Annotated in this window: 15 protein-coding genes; 13 read left to right on the forward strand and 2 right to left on the reverse strand. The window is 72.4% G+C overall.

Annotated elements, in window-relative coordinates; translation table 11 throughout:
* Positions 1-229 precede the first annotated feature (229 nt).
* Genes IE318_RS23520 through IE318_RS23575 form a run of 12 tightly spaced genes read left to right on the forward strand, consistent with a single transcriptional unit; the run spans position 230 to position 11616 of the window.
* The gene (locus IE318_RS23520; RefSeq protein ID WP_189903410.1) at positions 230-1717 is read left to right on the forward strand and encodes an aldehyde dehydrogenase family protein; all 1488 of its coding nucleotides are present in this window, start codon (positions 230-232) and stop codon (positions 1715-1717) included.
* 23 nt (positions 1718-1740) lie between these two features.
* On the forward strand, positions 1741-2694 hold the full coding sequence (locus IE318_RS23525; RefSeq protein ID WP_189903413.1) for a VOC family protein: 954 nt from the start codon (positions 1741-1743) through the stop codon (positions 2692-2694).
* The gene (locus tag IE318_RS23530; protein WP_189903415.1) at positions 2691-3494 is read left to right on the forward strand and encodes an aspartate dehydrogenase domain-containing protein; all 804 of its coding nucleotides are present in this window, start codon (positions 2691-2693) and stop codon (positions 3492-3494) included. Before IE318_RS23525 ends, IE318_RS23530 begins: the two co-directional genes overlap by 4 nt.
* Positions 3491-4300: an alpha/beta fold hydrolase gene (locus IE318_RS23535; protein WP_189903417.1), complete on the forward strand. Its 810-nt coding sequence runs from the start codon at positions 3491-3493 to the stop codon at positions 4298-4300. Before IE318_RS23530 ends, IE318_RS23535 begins: the two co-directional genes overlap by 4 nt.
* A gap of 5 nt (positions 4301-4305) precedes the next feature.
* Positions 4306-4827 (forward strand): cupin domain-containing protein, encoded by a 522-nt coding sequence (locus IE318_RS23540; RefSeq protein ID WP_189903419.1) that lies wholly within the window; start codon positions 4306-4308, stop codon positions 4825-4827.
* Positions 4820-5578, forward strand: a complete 759-nt coding sequence (locus IE318_RS23545) for an SDR family oxidoreductase (protein WP_189903421.1) — start codon at positions 4820-4822, stop codon at positions 5576-5578. Before IE318_RS23540 ends, IE318_RS23545 begins: the two co-directional genes overlap by 8 nt.
* 57 nt (positions 5579-5635) lie before the next feature.
* Complete coding sequence (locus tag IE318_RS23550) at positions 5636-6427, forward strand: SDR family oxidoreductase (RefSeq protein ID WP_189903423.1); 792 nt, start codon at positions 5636-5638, stop codon at positions 6425-6427.
* Between the two features lie 11 nt (positions 6428-6438).
* A complete protein-coding gene (locus IE318_RS23555) occupies positions 6439-8073 on the forward strand; it encodes a thiamine pyrophosphate-binding protein (RefSeq protein ID WP_189903425.1) in 1635 nt (544 codons plus the stop codon).
* A 13-nt stretch (positions 8074-8086) separates the two neighbouring features.
* Positions 8087-9037 (forward strand): PDR/VanB family oxidoreductase, encoded by a 951-nt coding sequence (locus IE318_RS23560; RefSeq protein ID WP_189903428.1) that lies wholly within the window; start codon positions 8087-8089, stop codon positions 9035-9037.
* Positions 9038-9060: 23 nt separating this feature from the next.
* The gene (locus IE318_RS23565; RefSeq protein WP_030175882.1) at positions 9061-9294 is read left to right on the forward strand and encodes a recombinase-like helix-turn-helix domain-containing protein; all 234 of its coding nucleotides are present in this window, start codon (positions 9061-9063) and stop codon (positions 9292-9294) included.
* Position 9295: 1 nt separating this feature from the next.
* Entirely contained in the window at positions 9296-10327 is a 1032-nt protein-coding gene (locus IE318_RS23570) for a Rieske 2Fe-2S domain-containing protein (protein ID WP_189903430.1), read from the forward strand.
* A complete protein-coding gene (locus tag IE318_RS23575; protein ID WP_189903432.1) occupies positions 10324-11616 on the forward strand; it encodes an MFS transporter in 1293 nt (430 codons plus the stop codon). The genes IE318_RS23570 and IE318_RS23575 overlap by 4 nt, the downstream gene beginning before the upstream one ends.
* Here IE318_RS23575 and IE318_RS23580 read toward each other — a convergent pair.
* Complete coding sequence (locus IE318_RS23580; protein WP_030175876.1) at positions 11535-12080, reverse strand: MarR family winged helix-turn-helix transcriptional regulator; 546 nt, start codon at positions 12078-12080, stop codon at positions 11535-11537. The genes IE318_RS23575 and IE318_RS23580 overlap by 82 nt on opposite strands.
* A 228-nt stretch (positions 12081-12308) precedes the next feature.
* On the opposite strand from IE318_RS23580, the gene IE318_RS23585 reads away from it, so the two are divergent.
* Complete coding sequence (locus IE318_RS23585; RefSeq protein WP_229903708.1) at positions 12309-13850, forward strand: substrate-binding domain-containing protein; 1542 nt, start codon at positions 12309-12311, stop codon at positions 13848-13850.
* Between the two features lie 155 nt (positions 13851-14005).
* Here IE318_RS23585 and IE318_RS23590 read toward each other — a convergent pair whose 3' ends face one another.
* Complete coding sequence (locus IE318_RS23590) at positions 14006-14980, reverse strand: L-threonylcarbamoyladenylate synthase (protein WP_189903434.1); 975 nt, start codon at positions 14978-14980, stop codon at positions 14006-14008.
* Positions 14981-15042: the final 62 nt, after the last annotated feature.

A 15042-nucleotide genomic window follows, 5' to 3' on the forward strand; every position in this document is an offset into this window, starting at 1 on the left:
GCCCGATTGGGTAAGGGCTGAATCTCTTAGTGCTTAGGTTCTACCGTCTGGGTGTCGGGGGCCGTCAAGGGTTCGTCGTCGGCTGGGAGGAAAAAGTTGTCCAGCCCGACCCCTTGCGAGCGAGATATTTAAGCCCTTAGATTTCTAGCGCTTCGCCATTGCGGCTCCCGGCCCGAGAGCCGGCCGCCTGCGGAGGTTTCCCCCACCACCCATGTCCGGAGGTTCCGCCATGCCGCGCATCCCAGCCGACGAGATCCTCATCGCGGGCGAGTTCAGGCGCGGCGCGGGCGGGCCGATCCGGACCGTGAACCCGGCCGACGGCACCCTGATCACCACCGTCCACGCCGCCTCGCCGGCCGACGTCGACGAGGCGGCCGGCGCCGCCGCCGAAGCCGCCGCCCTGCACACCTGGCGCGACCTGCTGCCCCACCAGCGCGCCCGCGTCCTGTACCGGATCGGCGACCTGATCGAGGAACACGCCGCCGAGCTGTCCGCCCTGCAGACCGCCGACACCGGCAAGACCCTCACCGAGACCCGCGCGCTCGCCCTCAGCGCCGCCGGCACCTTCCGCTACACGGCCGCCGCACTGGAGACCGCCGAGGAGTCCCTCACCCCGGCCCGCGGCCCCTACATCACGATGAGCGTGTACGAACCGATCGGCGTGGTCGGCGCGATCAACCCGTGGAACTCACCCATCGCCTCCGACGCGCAGAAGGTCGCCCCGGCCCTCGCCGGCGGCAACGCGGTCCTGCTCAAACCCGCCGAGTGGACACCGCTGGTCTCCCTCGCCTTCGGCCGCCTGGTCCACCAGGCCCTCACCGAGGCCGGCCTGCCGACCGCGCTGCTGTCCGTCCTGCCGGGCAAGGGCAGCGTCGTCGGAGACGCCATCGTCACCCATCCGCTCGTGCGGCGCATCGGGTTCACGGGCGGCACCACCACCGGCCGGTCCATCGCGCACGCCGCCGCCGGCAAACTCGTCCCGGCCTCCCTGGAACTCGGCGGCAAGTCCCCGACGATCGTCCGCGAGGACGCCGACGTCGAACAGGCCCTCGCCGGCGTCATGTTCGGCGTCTTCTCCTCCAGCGGCCAGTCCTGCATCGCCGGCTCACGGCTCTTCGTGCACCGGTCGCTGTACGACTCCTTCCTCGGCGAACTCGTCGAGCGGGTGGGCAAACTGCGCGTCGGACCGGGCACCGACCCCGGCACCCAGGTCGCCCCGCTCGTCCACCACCGCCACCGCGACGCGGTCGCCGCCTACGTGGACCTCGCCCGCGCGGAGGGCGGACGCGTCCTGTGCGGCGGCACGGTCCCGGAGGGCCCGGAGTACAGCGCCGGCGCCTACTACCTGCCCACCGTCATCGACCACCTGCCCAACTCCGCCCGGATCTGCCAGGAGGAGATCTTCGGCCCGGTCCTCGTCGCCCTGCCCTACGACGACGAGGACGACCTCGTCCGGCAGGCGAACGACAGCGTGTACGGGCTGGCCTGCGGCATCTGGACCCGCGACGCCCGCGCCGCCTGGCGGCTGGCACGGCGCATCGACGCCGGCACCGTCTGGATCAACACCTACAAGCAGTTCTCCATCTCCACCCCGTTCGGCGGGATGAAGGACAGCGGCCTCGGCACCGAGAAGGGCCGCGACCTCATCCGCGCCTACCAGCGGCAGAAGTCCCTGTACTGGGGCACCGACGCCACCCCCCTGCCCTGGGCCAACTGACGCACCCCCGGAGAGACCCCACCATGACACACCCCCCTCGTCCGCCGATCGCCCACCTGCGCGCCCTGCGCTCGGTCGAGCTGCTCACCCCGCACTTCACCGAGGCCACCGACTTCTACGAAGAGGCGTGGGGACTGGAGGTCGTCGAGGCCGAGCACAGCGCGAGCTGGCTGCGCGGCACCGGCGAGGAGCACCACGCCCTGCAGCTCACCCGCGCGGACCGGATCGGTCTCGGCCGGCTCGTCTTCGCCGTCGCCACCCCCGCCGAGATCGACGAGGCGGCACGCCGGCTCGAGGCGCGCGGCATCACCCCGGTCACCGGACCCGGACCGCTCGAGCAGGTGGGCGGCGGCTACGGCCTGCGGTTCCACGACATCGACGGCCGGCTGATCGAACTGTCCGCGGACACCTGGGCGGTCGCCCCGCGCGGACGCGACGGCGCCGTGCCCGTGGGCGTCACCCACGCCGTCCTCAACACTCCCGACATCGACGCCTCGGTGGCCTTCTACCAGGACGTCCTCGGCATGCGCGTCTCGGACTGGTCCGAGCACCGGATGGCGTTCCTGCGCTGCAACACCGACCACCACTGCATCGCGTTCAATCAGGCGGCGTGGGTGTCCCTCAACCACGTGGCCTACGAGATGGGCTCGGTCGACCACTTCATGCGCGGCCTCGGACGCCTCCGCCACCACGGCATCACCCCCGAGTGGGGACCGGGCAGGCACGGCCCCGGCAACAACACCTTCTCCTACTTCACCGACCCCACCGGCCTCGTCTGCGAGTACACCTCGGAGGTCGCCCAGGTCGTCGAGGACACCTGGATCTGCAAGGTGTGGCGGCGCACCCCCGAACTGTCCGACCTGTGGGGCACCGCCGGGCCGCCGTCCAGGCTGATCCGCGCCCACATGGCCGGCACCCCCGACGGCAGCCCCGTCGTCCCGCCCCTCGACGCCGACGCCGAAGGAGTCCCCGCATGAGCACCCCCACACCGCGCCGCGTCGGCCTGATCGGCTGGGGCGCCATCGGCCGCGTCGTCGGCGGCGCGCTCGCCGCGGGCGAGATTCCCGGCGCCGAGCTGGTGTGCGTGGTCGACAACCGGCCCCTCGGGGACTCCGCGCCCGTCCCGCAGTACACCGTCGAACAGGCCCTGGACCACTGCGACCTGATCGTGGAGGCCGCCGGGCAGGGCGTCGTGCGCGAGTGCGGCGAGACGATCCTCGCCTCCGGCACCGACCTGCTCGTCGCCTCCACCGGCGCCCTCACCGACGACGAACTCGCCAAGCGGCTGCTGCACACCGGGCCCGGCCGCGTCTACTTCACCGGCGGCGCGGTCGGCGGCCTCGACCTCCTCCAGGCCGTACGCGCCATGGGTCCCCTCGACGAGGTCCGGCTGACCACCACCAAGCTGCCCTCAACCCTCGAACAGCCCTGGATGGACGAGCAGTTGCTCACCCGCATGCGATCGGCCACCGGACCGGTGGAGGTGATGGCGGGCACCGCCCGGGACGTCCCCGTGAAGTTCCCCAAGTCGACCAACGTCGCCGCCTCCGTAGCCCTCGCCGTCGGCGCCCCGGACGCGGTCCGCGTCAGCGTCGTCGCCGACCCCACGGCGCGGCACACCTCACACGTCATCGAGGCGAGCGGCGCGCACGGCACCTACCGCTTCGAGGTGCGCCACCTGCCCGACGCCGCCAATCCGGCGACCAGCCAGGTCGTCCCGTACGCGGTGCTGCGCTCCCTCGCCGCGCTCGCCGGACGGACGGGTCAGATCCTGTGACCGCCTACGACATCTCGGGCCTCCACCTGGAACAGGCCGGCGACAGCGGCCCGCTGCTGCTGTGCCTGCACGGCATCGGATCCTCCTCGGCCGCCTTCGCCCCCCAGCTCGCGGCGCTGAGCGACACGTTCCGGGTCGTCGCCTGGGACGCCCCCGGCTACGCCAAGTCCGCCGACGCGCAGCGCCCGTTGACGATGGACGACTACGCCGACGCCGCCGCGGACGTGATCCGCGCGCGCGGCGGCCGCGCCCACGTCCTCGGCGTCTCCTGGGGCGGCGTGATCGCCCTGCGGCTCGCCGCGCGCCACCCGGACCTCGTCGAGTCACTGATGGTCCTCGACTCCACACCCGGCTCCGGCACCGACCCCGACAAGGCGGCCGGGATGCGCGCCCGCGCCGACGAGCTCGCCCGGCTCGGGCCGGAGGCCTTCGCCGCCGCCCGCGCCCCACGCCTGGTGTCCGGCGACGCGCCCCCGCAGCTCGTCGAGCGTGTCACCGCCACCATGGCCGCCTCCGTCCGCCTGCCCGGCTACGGACACGCCGCCGAGGCCATGGCCGCCACCGACCTGCGCGGCGAACTGCACCGCATCACCGCGCCCACCCTCGTCCTGTGCGGCGACAAGGACCACGTCACCGGTCCCGACAGCTCACAGGTCCTGGCCGGCGGTCTGCACAAGTCCGCCTACGTGATCGTCAAGGACGCCGGTCACCTGGCCAACCAGGAGCAGCCCGAGCGTGTCAACGCCTGGCTCCTGTCCCATCTGCACATCGCCACCGACTACCGCACACCCCACCAGAAGGGCTGAACCCCATGCCTGTGACCACCACCGAGTACGACAACGGCGGCGACCTCGCCAAGTACACCGACTCCCTGATCGCCACCAAGGACTCCCGCGAGCCCGACTGGAACACCCTGTCCTTCCAGGAGAAGGCCGGCCCGCAGTACCGGCGGGCGCAGATCCGCTACGTCGGCTCCGGCGCCACCGGCAACCACGACAACGACAACCGGATCATCCCCTCCGGTGGCTTCACCTTCTCCAACATGCTGCTGCCGCCCGGCGCCGAGGGCCCCGCCCACACCCACCACGACGTCGAGGAGGCCTTCTTCGTCCTGGAGGGCGAGGTCCGCGTCGGCATCCACCGTGGCCCCGACGAGGTCGAGTACCGCACCCTCGGCTACCGCGACATGATCGTGGTCCCGGCCGGTGTCACCCGCTCGCTGAAGAACGAGGGCGAAACCGACGCGCTGTTCTGCGTGATCATCGGCACGCAGAAGCCGCAGGTGCCGACGTACCCCGAGTACTCGCCGCTGTACGGCGTCACCCGTGACTGAGCCGTCCGAGCCGTCCGCCCGGCGGACCGTCGTCGTGACGGGGGCGGGCCGTGGCCTGGGGGAGGCCATGGCCCGCCGGGCGGCGGCGGACGGCTTCCGGGTCGTGGTCGGCGAGCTGAACACCGCGTGGGGGGAGCGGACCGCCGAGGCGATCCGCGCGGCGGGCGGCGACGCGGAGTTCGTCCCGCTGGACGTGGCCGACCCCGCCTCGGTCGCCGCGCTCGCCGACCGGCTGGCCGCCTCCGGCCCCGTCTACGGCCTGGTCAACAACGCGGCCCTCGCCAACGGGGTGGGCGGCAAGGAGTACCAGGACATCGACGTCGAGGTCTGGGACCGGCTCATGGCCGTCAACGCGCGCGGTCCCTGGCTCGTCGCCAAGCACCTGCTGCCGCTGATGACCCGACCCGGCCGCATCGTCAACATCGCCTCGGACGCCGCCCTGTACGGCTCACCGCGCCTGGCCCACTACATCGCCTCCAAGGGCGCGGTCATCTCCCTCACCCGGGGCATGGCCCGGGAGCTGGGGGAGCGGGGCATCACCGTCAACGCCGTCGCGCCCGGCCTCACCGAGGTCGAGGCCACCGAGACCGTACCGGCCGAGCGCCACGCCCTGTACGCCGCCAACCGGGCGATCTCCCGGCCGCAGCAGCCCGAGGACCTCCTCGGCCTGGTCTCCTTCCTGCTCGCCGAGGAGTCCCGCTACCTCACGGGACAGGTGATCGCCGTCAACGGCGGATTCACCATGCACTGAACCCCGCCACCCGGTCCGTCCTCGATCTGTCATCGATCTGTCTGCAAGGAGTACGTCATGGATCTCGGCCTCGCCGGCCGCACGGTACTGGTCACCGGAGGCAGTTCCGGCGTCGGCCTGGCCACGGTCCGCGCCCTGCTCGACGAAGGCGCCCGCGTTGCCACCTGCGGCCGCGACGGCGACCGCCTCGCCAAGGCCGCCGCCCGGCTCGGTGCCGGCCAGGAGCGGTTGTACACCGGCGTCTGCGACGTCCGCGACGCCGACGCCGTACGCCGCTTCACCGACGCCGCCGTCACCCACTTCGGCGGCGGCCTCGACGGCCTGGTCAACAACGCGGGCCAGTCCCGCATGAAGCGCCTGGACGACACCACGGCCGAGGACTGGCGCGACGAGCTGGAGCTGAAGTTCGCCGGCGTCCTCAACCCCCTTGCCGCCGCGCGCAGTCACCTGCGCGCCTCGGACGCCGCGTCGGTCGTCAACATCAACGCGGTGCTCGCCAAGCAGCCCGAGACCCGCCTGATCACCACCAGCGCCGCCCGCGCCGGCATCCTCAACCTCTCCAAGTCCCTCGCCCGGGAACTCGCCGCCGACGGCATCCGCGTCAACTCCGTCTGTCTCGGCCTGATCGACACCGGCCAGTGGACCCGCCGGCACGCCACCGCGGACAGCGGCCTGACCTACGAGGAGTGGCAGGCCGAGCTGGCCGCCGACCGCGGCATCGCCCTCGGCCGGCTCGGCCGCGCCGAGGAGGTCGCGTACGCCGTCGTCGCGCTGCTCGCCCCGCGCGCCTCCTACATCACCGGAACCAGCATCGACGTCTGCGGCGGAGTCGGCCGCGGCGTCCTGTGAGGAGCCTCCCCATGCACCACGGGCAGTACCACAACGGAGGCGACCTCCTCGTCGCCCATCTGAAGTCCCTCGGCATCGACACCGTCTTCGGCATAGTCTCGGTGCACAACCTGCCGCTGGTCGAAGCGGTCGACCGCGAGCTGCGGTTCGTGCCGGTGCGCCACGAGGCCACCGCCGTCAGCGCCGCCGACGGCTACGGGCGCGCCCGCGGCTCCATCGGGTGCGCGCTCACCTCCACCGGCACCGGCGCGGGCAACGCGGCCGGCTCCCTGATCGAGGCCCAGTCGTCCGGCACGGCCGTCCTGCACGTCACCGGCCAGGTCGAGTCGGCGTACCTGGGCAGCGGGCGCGGATTCATCCACGAGACCAAGGACCAGCTCGGCATGCTGAAGGCCGTGTCGGCGTACGCGGCCACCGTCACCTCCCCGCACGACGCCGGACGGCTGCTGCGCGAGGCGTCGGCCGCCGCGCTCGGCGCACCCGGCGGCCCCGCGAGCATCGAGTGGCCCATCGACCTGCAGTACGCCGCCCAGCACGACGAGGGCGAGCCGGTCCCGGCCGCCACGGCGCCGGTGCCCGACCCCGCCACCCTCGCCGCCGCACGCGAGCTGCTGGCCTCCGCCCGGCGTCCGCTGATCTGGGCGGGCGGCGGAGCCACCGCCGCCCGCGAGGAACTGTTCGCCCTGCTGGAGGCCACCGGCGCTGGCCTGCTCACCTCCAACTCCGGCCGCGGCAGCGTCCCCGAGGACCACCCGCTGGTCATCGGCAACTTCGCCACCACCCCCGCCGGCCGCGCCCTGCTCGCCGACGCCGACGTGCTCCTCACGATCGGCACCCACTTCCGCTCCAACGAGACCGCCGACTACACGCTGAAGCCGCCCGCCGCGCACATCCAGATCGACCTCGACGCGGCCGCGCTCGGCCGCGTGTACCCGGCACGGCACGCCCTGCACGGCGACGCGGCCGGCGTCCTGCCCGCGCTGACCGAGGCCGCCGTACGCGCCGACGCCGACTGGTCGGCCCGCGTCACCGCCGTCCGCGAGGACGTACGAGCAACCCTGCACGAGAACATCGGCCCCCAGGCCGCCGTCTGTGACGCGCTCGCCGCCGCCCTGCCGCGCGGCGCGGTCGTCGCCCGGGACGTCACCATCCCCTCCTCGTCCTGGGGCAACCGGCTCCTGCCGATCCACGACCCGCGCGCCAACGTCTTCCCGCGCGGCGGCGGCATCGGCCAGGGCCTCGGCATGGGCATCGGCGCCGCGCTGGCCCGGCCGGAGCAGCCGACCGTCGTCATCGCCGGCGACGGCGGCCTCGCGGTACACCTCGGCGAACTCCTCACCGTCGCCCAGGAACGCCCCCGCCTGACCCTGATCGTCTTCAACGACGGCGGCTACGGCGTGCTGCGCAACATGCAGGACAAGTACGGCGAACGCCGCTCCGGCGTCGACCTGTTCACCCCGGACTTCGCGCCGCTCGCCGCCGCCTGCGCCCTGCCCTACGCACGCATCGCGGCCGAGGCGGACGCCGCACCGGTCCTCCAGGCCGCCCTCGCCTCCGACGGCCCGACCCTCGTCGAGGTCGACCTCGACGCGCTCGGCCCGATGAAGAACCCGTTCACCCCGCCCGTCACGATCCCCACCGCGTAGGGAGGCCACCGCCATGACCGCCGACCGCGAACACGAACTCGAGCTTCTCGTCCGCCGCATGACCTGGGAGGCGGACGGCGTACTCTCCGTCGACCTGGTCCACCCCGACGGCAAGCCGCTGCCCGCCTGGACCCCGGGCGCCCACCTCGACCTGCACGCGGGCGGGCACGTCCGCCAGTACAGCCTGTGCGGCGACCCCGCCGACCCCACCACGTACCGCCTGGGGATCCTCGACGAGCCGTCCTCGCGGGGCGGTTCACGTCACGTGCACACCAGGCTGCGCCCCGGCCAGAGCGTCCGCGTGGCCGGCCCCCGCAACCACTTCGCCCTGGAACCCGCCGCGTTCTACGTGTTCCTCGCCGGCGGCATCGGCATCACCCCGATCCTGGCGATGGCCCGCCAGGCCGACCGCGACGGGGTGCCCTACCGGGTCGTCCACGGCGGCAGGTCCCGCGCCACCATGGCGTTCGGCGCCGAACTGACCGCGCTGACCGGCGGCGAGGTGACCCTCGTACCGCAGGACGAGCAGGGCCACATCGACCTGGCGGCCGCCCTGAAGGACCTCCCGGACGACGCCCTGGTGTACTGCTGCGGTCCCGAACCGCTGCTCAAGGCGGCCGAAGCGGCCTGCCCGGCCGGACGGCTGCGCATCGAACGGTTCGCCGCACCCGCCACCGTGGCACGCGACGGGGACGACTCCGCCTTCGAGGTGGAGTGCCGCACCTCGGGAGTGACCCTGACCGTCGACGCCGCCACCTCCATCCTCGAAGCCGCCGAGAACGCGGGCCTGACCGTCGACTCCTCCTGCCGCGACGGCATCTGCGGCTCCTGCGAGACCCGCGTCCTGGCCGGCACCCCCGACCACCGAGACCACCTGCTCAGCGAGGCCGAGCACGCCGCCGGCGAGACGATGATGATCTGCGTCTCCCGCTGCGCCTCCGACCGCCTCGTCCTGGACCTGTGACCCGTACGGAGAGCGAGAGATCCATGACCACACACGCCGCCGCCTGGCCGTACCTCGACCCGCACCAGAGCCGGGACCACGAACCCACCCCGTACGAGCTGAAACTCGCCCGCACCCTCGAGGAGATCTTCACCCACGACGGCCACGAACTGGCCGACGTCGTGGCCGGGCTCAACGCCCGCCAGGTCCACACCCCCGGCGGCGAGCCGTGGACCGAGGACACCTTCCGCGCCGAGATGCACCGCCTGGGAGCCTGACATGACCCTCTCCACCCGCGACACCGCCGCCCACATCCTCGCCCACGGCCTGCGCAACCAGTGGCACCCCGTGGTGCCCTCCGACTTCGTGAAGCCGGGCGGCCTGCGCAAGGTCACCGCGCTCGGCGAGGACTGGCTGCTGTTCCGCAGGGCCGACGGCACCCTGTCCATGCTCGCCGACCGCTGCCCGCACCGCGGCGCCCCGCTCTCCCTCGGCAAACACCTCGGCGACCGCGTCGCCTGCTGGTACCACGGCGTCGAGGTCGACGGCTCCGGCACGGTCACCGCTGTGCCCGGCCTGCCCGGCTGCAACCTGGAGGGCAAGACACTCGTCACCTCCCTGCCCGTCCGCGAGGTCGGCGGCGCGATCCTCGCGTACTTCGGCGACGAGGAGCACCCCGAGCCGGCCGACCTGACCCTGCCCGAACCGCTCACCGACCCCGGCATCTCCGCCATCCTCTGCTACGCCGAGTGGAACGTGCCCTGGCGCTTCGCCATGGAGAACCTGCTCGACCCGATGCACGGCGCCTTCCTGCACCACGAGTCGCACACCATGTACGACGGCGACACCCAGGCCAAGTTCCGCATCCGCGAGACCGAGCGGGGCTACTTCTTCGAGAAGACCGACCAGCGCGGGGTCAACTTCGACTGGGTCGAACTGTGCCGCACCGGCGTCGACTGGGTCGACCTGTCCATCCCGTACCCGCCGTCGGCCGGGCCGGGCGGCCCGTTCGGCATCGTCGGCATGGCCTGCCCGGTGGACGCCGAGCGCACCGGCGTCTTCTTCTGGCGCTACCGCAACGTCTCCGACTGGCAGCGCGACACCTGGCGCTTCCTGTACAAGACCCTCATCGAGGAACGCCACTGGGAGGTCCTGGAGCAGGACCGGGTCATGCTGGAGGCCATGCCCGCCGACGCCGACCAGCAGGAGAACCTCTACCAGCACGACCTCGGCGTGGTCCGGCTGCGCCGCCTCTACCAGGCCCAGGCCAGGCAGCAGTCCAAGGCGGGTGCGGCGGACCCGGCCGCATGAGAGCGACATCCGCCGCACGGCGGTGGCCGGGCGTCCTGAGCCTGCTGGTGATCGTCCTGATCAGCTACGTGGACCGGGTGAACGTCTCCGTGCTCGTCACGGACAAGGCGTTCACCGACCACTTCGGCATCACCGGCGACACCGTCACTCAGGGCGCCCTGACCACCCTGTTCCTGACCGGCTACGGCATTGCCGCGTTCCTCCTGACCCCGCTGTACGAGACCGCGCTCGGCGTACGCCGCGGCCTGTTCGTCAGCGTCGGCCTGTGGGCGCTGCTGACTCTCCTCTCCCCGTACGCGTCCGGCGCGCTCGTCCTGGTCGTGTGCCGGGCGCTGCTCGGCGCGAGCGAGGGCCCGCTGTTCTCGCTGAAGACCATGTACGTGCGCGAGCACTTCCCGCCCGAACAGGCGGGGAAGCCCAACGCGGTCAGCTCCATGGGGGTGTCGCTCGGCACGGCGGCGGGGCTGCCGCTGGTCACCTACCTCGTCTACACCCTCGACTGGCACACGTCCTTCCTGCTGCTCGGCCTGCTGAACGCGGCCGTCGGCATCCCCCTGGTGTGGCTGTTCATCAAGGGCAAGGGCGCGGGGGCGCGGGAGCGGACGTCGTTCGGCCGGACCCTGAGGCTCGCACTGCGCACACCGCGGCTCGGGGTGATCCTGCTCATCGAGATCGCCACGCTCGCCTATCTGTGGGGCTCGACGGCCTGGCTGCCCTCGTATCTGCTGCGCGAGCGGCACTTCTCGATCGCCGCGATGGGCGCCGTGTCGTCGCTGCCGTTCCTGATGAGCCTGGCCTCCGGCTTCCTGGGCGGCTGGCTGCTGGACCGGCTGCCGGCCCGGCGCCTGCCGGTGCTGTTCGTGGCCGGCTCCCTCGGCACCGCCTGCTGCGTCGTGTTCGTCATCGGCGCGGACACGGCGTGGGCGGCGGCGACCGGGTTGATCCTGGCCAACGGCTTCTGGGGACTGCAGGGACCGGCGATCCCGACCCTGGTCCAGAGATGCGCACCGGCCGGCTCGGTGGGCAGCGCCTACGGGACCGTCAACGGCGTCGGGAACCTCGTCTCGGCGCTGATGCCCACGGCGATGGGCTGGGCGATCGCGCTCGGCGGCGGGAACGGCTTCGGCGCGGGGTTCGCTCTGCTGGCCGGGACGCAGCTGGTCACACTGGCGTGCGGGACCTGGCTGCTGCTCCGGCCGGCCGGCGCTCAGCCCGCCTCCTCCTCCGGCTCGGCCTCGTCGGACTCGACGATGGAGCGCTCCAGCTTGGACAGCAACCGGGCCAGCTGACGGCGCTCGGCGGGTGAGACCCCGCCGAGCATCCGCCGTTCGTTCTCCAGGTGCTCGGCGAACACCTCGTCGACCTTGCGCAGCCCGGCGTCGGTCAGGCGCGAGTAGACGACGCGGCGGTCGTCGGCGTCGCGCTCCCGTACGAGCAGACCGTCCTTCTCCAGCCGGTCCAGGCGCAGCGTGACGCCCGCCGAGGAGATGAGGCCGGAGGCCGCCAGCTGTCCCGCGGTCAGCCGGTACGGAGCCCCGGACCGGCGCAGGGCCGTCAGCACGTCGAAGCCGGCCACCGACAGGCCATGCTGCTCGATCTGCGAGGTCAGCCGCGAGTGGTACTGCAGATAGGCACGGTGCAGCCGGGCCAGCACCTCCAGCGGCGCGGTGTCGAGCTGGGGCCGCTCGCGCGCCCAGTCCTCGACGATCCCCGCCACGGCGTCCGGTCGCCGCACCGCCCTGCGCTGAGTCATGTCATCCCCTCGCGGCTCGCTCCGTCGCGAGGCGCGGGCTCCCGTGCCCGCGCACCCGCTGAAATCTTAGCCCTGAGAGAAGAAGGCCACGGTCAAGATCCACTTTTCGGGTCGCGCTCCACCGCCGGGCCCATCACCGGCACGCCGAAGTTGAACGCCTGACGAACAGTCGGCGTCGATCACGGCTGGACCCGCCGAATCACGCGGCCGGTCCGTACCGTCGGGCTCGTGGGATGGCTCGAGATCACCTTCACGGCCGCCGGCCTGGTGCTTGGCATCGTCTCCATCGGCACACCGTTCATCGCCGACCGGCAGGCCCGCCGCAGCAGACGCATCGGCTTCCGTAAACAGATGGACATCGCGATAGGCCACAACGGCCACGCCGACGGCGTGGATCCGCGCCTCGGCCTCTTCAACGACCTGCCCGCGATGCGCGATGCCACCCTGGTTCTGCTGCGCATCGAGAACGACGGATCGCGGCACGTCGAGGAGTCCGACTACATCGACCCTTCCGCGCAGTACGGGCTCACCGCGGAGTTCCCGGGACGGAGCATCCAGGCGCAGGACGTCACGCTGCCCGACGAACACGCCAACCTGATGGGCTACTTCGAGAACCAGCCAGGCCTCCTGGTCGCGGGCCCGAGCACCCTCCGCATCCCGCGCGTCCCGCTCAAACCGGGCGCCCACTACAAGATCCTGGTGCTGCTGACGGGCGGCCAGGAGGGCGCTCCGGTCGCCGTGACCGGCGACATCAAGGGCGGCAAGCTCCATGAGAACCACAGCCTGACGCCCGACGAGAAGCCACCGGTGTTCAGCAAACAGGCCCGTTGGACCACCGTCGTCCTCGGTCTCGCACTGATCGCGGCGGCCACCCTGCCGCTCGCCGTGCCGGCCCCGCTGCCTGAGGACTGCGAGTCGGGCAGGCTCAGGCTCACCGGATCCACGGCGTTCGAACCGGTGCTGGACGAACTGGCGCAGAAGTACCGCGACCACTGTGACGGAAAGCCGGACATCACGGTCGCCACGCACGGCAGCCGGACCGGAGTGCGCGAACTCGCCCTGTCCGGTGGCCGCCGCCGACAGGGCGCGTCGGTGATCGCCTTCTCGGACGGCCCGCGCCCGGCGAGCTACACCCAGCTCAGCGAGAGCCGCATCGCGGTGTCCCTGTTCACGCTGGTCGTGCACGACGACGTCCGGCTCACGAACCTGTCCGTGACGGACGTACGCCGCATCTACCGCGGCGAGATCCGCAACTGGTCGCAGCTCGCAGGCCCCGATCTGCCCGTGGTCCTGGTCAGCCGCACCTCCGGCTCCGGCACCCGCTCCGCCCTGACCACCCGCGTCCTCGGGGGCGCGGACGAACCGCCGGCGTCATCGGACGACTGCGTCAACCGAACGGTCCGCGGAGCGCCCGTGCTTCGTTGCGAGCTCGACTCGACGGAACAGGTCCTCGAGACCGTGGCCCGCACCCCGGGTGCGATCGGCTACAGCGAGCTGCGCGCCGCCTCCACTCCGGAGCGGCCTCGGGGACTGCACCGCCTCGATCTCGACGGGCACGCCCCCGACCTGGACCGCCTGGAGTCGAGCGGCTACCCGTACCGCGAGATCGAGTACGCCTACGCCTACGGCCGTCCTCCCGCCGATTCGCTGGCCTCCAGTTTCCTGGCGTTCGCCGTCGACAACGGAACGGGCAAGGGAGTGGTCGCCACCCACGGCCATCTGCCGTGCGGAACACCGGTGGGACTGCGGATCTGCGGCGCGATCGACTGAACCTCGCGTACGGCCGGCGATGAGCCGGGCAGGAGCCGGACTCGCGACGGGAGACGACCGTCACCGCTCACGGAGCCGGCCGCGCGTATGCGGGGCCGAACCCGCGCCCGGTGTCCCGGTCCGGCCACCAGGCGCGGTATGTGGGTGCTGGTCGCTCAAGAGGGCCTGGGTCCCGCGGCGCGGCGCAGCCGGTTGGCGATCGCCAGTCCCAGCCCGTCCTCCACGGGCAGGGACGCGACGATGAGGTCGCACCCCTGCTGGTCGAAGTCGCGCAGGAGTCCGTACAGGCCGCGGGCGTATGCGGCCGGCGAGTCGGGAAGGGCCACCACGGCGTGCGCCTTCACCGGGGTGCCGGCGAGGTCGGAGGGAAGGAAGACGCCGACCTGGTGTCCCAGCTCCTGCGCGCGCTCCGCTTCGGCGACGACCTTCTCGGGCTCGACGAGGACGACCCGCGCCCGCGGTGCGTAGTGTGACGGATGCTGGCCCGGCACCCGGATCCGGCTTGTCGAGGGGACCGAGAGCCGGTGCCCGAGCACCGCTTCGAGGTCCTCGCGCGTGACCCCGCCGGGCCGAAGGATGCTCGGGACCTCGCCCGTTGCGTCGACGATGGTCGACTCGACGCCGACCTGGCAGGGGCCGCCGTCCAGGACGAAGTCCACTCCGTCGCCGAGCTCGGCGCGGACGTGGTCGGCTGTGGTGGGGCTGACCTGGCCGAAGCGGTTGGCGGAGGGGGCTGTGACACCACCGCCGAAGGCCGCGAGCAGTGACAGAGCGACGGGGTGGTCGGGCACGCGCACGGCCACCGTCTCCAGTCCGCCGGTCGCTTCCAGGGGCACCCGCCGGCCTCGCGGCAGGACCAGCGTCAGCGGTCCCGGCCAGAAGTGCTCGGCCAGCAGGCGTGCCGTCGCGGGCACGTCCTCGACCCAGTCGTCCAGGTGCTCAGCGCCGCCGATGTGGACGATCAGCGGATGGGAGGGCGGGCGCCCCTTGACCTGGAAGATGCGCGCGACCGCGGCGGGGTCCTCGGCGTTGGCGCCCAGACCGTAGACCGTTTCGGTCGGGAAGGCCACCAGACCCCCCGCCTGCAGAACACTGGCCGCCTTCTCGATGTCACTGGTTGTTGCCGACACCCTCGCATCCTCTCACCGATCCGCTCCGGCCCGTTCCGTGGCCCCCATCGACGCATAACGAC

It is taken from the genome of Streptomyces spiralis (assembly GCF_014654675.1).
In the GTDB taxonomy this organism is placed as follows: domain Bacteria; phylum Actinomycetota; class Actinomycetes; order Streptomycetales; family Streptomycetaceae; genus Streptomyces; species Streptomyces spiralis.